The organism is Lysinibacillus sp. NPDC097162, assembly GCF_044762185.1.
In the GTDB taxonomy this organism is placed as follows: domain Bacteria; phylum Bacillota; class Bacilli; order Bacillales_A; family Planococcaceae; genus Lysinibacillus.
Map to the genome: position 1 here is coordinate 1 of NZ_JBIWDT010000015.1, position 2,273 is coordinate 2,273.

Here is a 2,273-nt window from a genome sequence, read left to right on the forward strand (position 1 = left end):
AAGGCGGAGCCGCAGCGAAAGCGAGTCTGAATAGGGCGAATTAGTACGTGGTCGTAGACCCGAAACCAGGTGATCTACCCATGTCCAGGGTGAAGGTGAGGTAACACTTACTGGAGGCCCGAACCCACGCACGTTGAAAAGTGCGGGGATGAGGTGTGGGTAGCGGAGAAATTCCAATCGAACTTGGAGATAGCTGGTTCTCTCCGAAATAGCTTTAGGGCTAGCCTCGTGATGAGAATACTGGAGGTAGAGCACTGTTTGGACTAGGGGGCCATCCCGGTTTACCGAATTCAGACAAACTCCGAATGCCAGATATTTATACACGGGAGTCAGACTGCGAGTGATAAGATCCGTAGTCAAAAGGGAAACAGCCCAGACCACCAGCTAAGGTCCCAAAGTAATCGTTAAGTGGAAAAGGATGTGGCGTTGCACAGACAACCAGGATGTTGGCTTAGAAGCAGCCATCATTTAAAGAGTGCGTAATAGCTCACTGGTCGAGTGACGCTGCGCCGAAAATGTATCGGGGCTAAACGATTCACCGAAGCTGTGGATTGACATCTACGATGTCAGTGGTAGGAGAGCGTTCTAAGTGCGTTGAAGTCAGACCGGAAGGACTGGTGGAGCGCTTAGAAGTGAGAATGCCGGTATGAGTAGCGAAAGACGGGTGAGAATCCCGTCCACCGTATGACTAAGGTTTCCTGAGGAAGGCTCGTCCGCTCAGGGTTAGTCGGGACCTAAGCCGAGGCCGATAGGCGTAGGCGATGGACAACAGGTTGATATTCCTGTACCACCTCCTCACCGTTTGAGAAATGGGGGGACGCAGTAGGATAGGGTAAGCGCGCCGTTGGTTGTGCGCGTCCAAGCAGTAAGGCGTGTGTGTAGGCAAATCCGCACACTGTAACGTTGAGCTGTGATGGCGAGTCCGTATGGACGAAGTTCCTGATTTCACACTGCCAAGAAAAGCCTCTATCGAGGTGAGAGGTGCCCGTACCGCAAACCGACACAGGTAGTCGAGGAGAGAATCCTAAGGTGTGCGAGAGAACTCTCGTTAAGGAACTCGGCAAAATGACCCCGTAACTTCGGGAGAAGGGGTGCTCTTGAGCGTGCAAGCGCACGAGAGCCGCAGTGAATAGGCCCAGGCGACTGTTTAGCAAAAACACAGGTCTCTGCAAAACCGTAAGGTGACGTATAGGGGCTGACGCCTGCCCGGTGCTGGAAGGTTAAGAGGAGTGGTTAGCGCAAGCGAAGCTGCGAATTGAAGCCCCAGTAAACGGCGGCCGTAACTATAACGGTCCTAAGGTAGCGAAATTCCTTGTCGGGTAAGTTCCGACCCGCACGAAAGGCGTAACGATCTGGGCACTGTCTCAACGAGAGACTCGGTGAAATTATAGTACCTGTGAAGATGCAGGTTACCCGCGACAGGACGGAAAGACCCCGTGGAGCTTTACTGTAGCCTGATATTGAATTTTGGTACAACTTGTACAGGATAGGTAGGAGCCAGAGATCTCGGAGCGCCAGCTTCGAAGGAGGCGTCGGTGGGATACTACCCTGGTTGTATTGAAATTCTAACCCATGCCCCTTAGCGGGGCAGGAGACAGTGTCAGGCGGACAGTTTGACTGGGGCGGTCGCCTCCTAAAAGGTAACGGAGGCGCCCAAAGGTTCCCTCAGAATGGTTGGAAATCATTCGTAGAGTGTAAAGGCACAAGGGAGCTTGACTGCGAGACCTACAAGTCGAGCAGGGTCGAAAGACGGGCTTAGTGATCCGGTGGTTCCGCATGGAAGGGCCATCGCTCAACGGATAAAAGCTACCCCGGGGATAACAGGCTTATCTCCCCCAAGAGTCCACATCGACGGGGAGGTTTGGCACCTCGATGTCGGCTCATCGCATCCTGGGGCTGTAGTCGGTCCCAAGGGTTGGGCTGTTCGCCCATTAAAGCGGTACGCGAGCTGGGTTCAGAACGTCGTGAGACAGTTCGGTCCCTATCCGTCGTGGGCGTAGGAAATTTGAGAGGAGCTGTCCTTAGTACGAGAGGACCGGGATGGACACACCGCTGGTGTACCAGTTGTCTTGCCAAAGGCATCGCTGGGTAGCTATGTGTGGACGGGATAAGTGCTGAAAGCATCTAAGCATGAAGCCCCCCTCAAGATGAGATTTCCCATTACGCAAGTAAGTAAGATCCCTCAAAGACGATGAGGTAGATAGGTTCGAGGTGGAAGTGTGGTGACACATGGAGCTGACGAATACTAATCGATCGAGGACTTAACCAAAAAA

1 rRNA gene is annotated in these 2,273 nt (G+C 53.1%); it reads left to right on the forward strand.

Features of this window, described 5'->3' with window-relative positions:
- Positions 1-2,269: ribosomal RNA gene (locus ACIQXW_RS24200) — 23S ribosomal RNA — on the forward strand; the annotation flags it as partial.
- Positions 2,270-2,273: the final 4 nt, after the last annotated feature.